Here is a 1,223-nt window from a genome sequence, read left to right as displayed (position 1 = left end):
GGCTCAACTGATCGCTGCAACACACGCAGCGAAGGTCTCCGCTGGCGTCCGATAGAGCAAGGTCTTTCTTGGCCGTTCGTTGAGCTGTCGGGCGATGGCGCTGAGCTGGGCCTGGCTGTGGAGGGACAGGTCGGTTCCGTGGGGCAGGTATTGGCGCAGAAGCCGGTTGGTGTTCTCGTTCGAGCCGCGCTGCCACGGTGATCGAGGATCGCAGAAGTAGACCGCGACGTCCGAGGCGACGGCCAGCCGCTTGTGATCGGCCAGCTCCTTGCCCCGGTCCCAGGTCAGGGACTGATAGAGTTCGCCCGGCAGTTTCCTGGACTGTTTGATCAGCGCGGTGACGACGCTTTCGGTATCCTTGTTGGCGACCTTGACCAGCATCACGTAGCGCGAGTGGCGCTCGACCAGGGTCGCGACGTAGCTGTTGCGGGAGCCGCCGACCAGGTCGCCTTCCCAGTGGCCGGGAACGGCGCGATCCTCAACGCAGGCGGGCCTTTCGCTGATGGAGACCGCGTCCTTGATCTGGCCCAGGCCGTTCCGTTTCAGCGACGCGTGCCTGGAACGCCGGATCGTTCGTCGCGCCCTAAGGTATTCAAGCAGTTCCTTTTTCAGGACGCCTCGGGTCTGGATGAACAGGCTGCGATAGATGGTTTCGTGCGACACTTGGTTCTGCGGCTCCCCGGGCCAGGTGCGCTTGAGCCAACCGGCGATCTGCTCGGGCGACCATTTCCGCCGCAGCTTGGCCGATACTGTCCGGGCCAGGGAGGGTCGGCAAGCCAGCTTGCACCGCTTCGGACGCAAGGCCCGATCCCACGCCGCCTGATCGGACCGTGTCGCCCGATACCGTTCCGGCCCGCCGTTGCGCAGGACCTCGCGACTGATCGTCGAGGGCGATCGACCCAGCAGCCGAGCGATCTCGCGCAGCGAGCAGCGGGTGCTCAGCCCGCGCGATATCTCCTCCCGCTCGCCGAGGCTGATCGCCCGTGATGCTCGGGTCCGGTCCGGAGGTCGGATGCCGCCCGTAGGCGAAAGCACCGAGAACACCGACGAGGACTCTCGATCAAACCGTCGCCCGATAGAACTCATCGACTCGCCCGCCTTCCAGCGATCCCAGATTTCAGCCCGCTGGGCCGCCGAGTAATAGATCCGCCGCCGCTGCTTCATCGCCCACGCTCCATCTCCGAAGAAAAGTTAGCGTGTTGCGTTCACCGGTTGAGCCCACC

The 1,223-nt window shown here is 65.0% G+C and carries 1 protein-coding gene; it reads right to left on the bottom strand.

Translation table 11 applies throughout. The annotated features are described in order from the left end of the window. Positions 1 to 3: 3 nt before the first annotated feature. The gene (locus AC1DJ5_RS14615; protein WP_441456449.1) at positions 4 to 1,164 is read right to left on the bottom strand and encodes an IS30 family transposase; all 1,161 of its coding nucleotides are present in this window, start codon (positions 1,162 to 1,164) and stop codon (positions 4 to 6) included. Between the last annotated feature and the right edge of the window lie 59 nt (positions 1,165 to 1,223).

Source organism: Brevundimonas sp. 01N35 (assembly GCF_056399785.1).
Note: the sequence above shows the minus strand (reverse complement) of the source record. Positions and strands in the feature narration are given on the sequence as shown.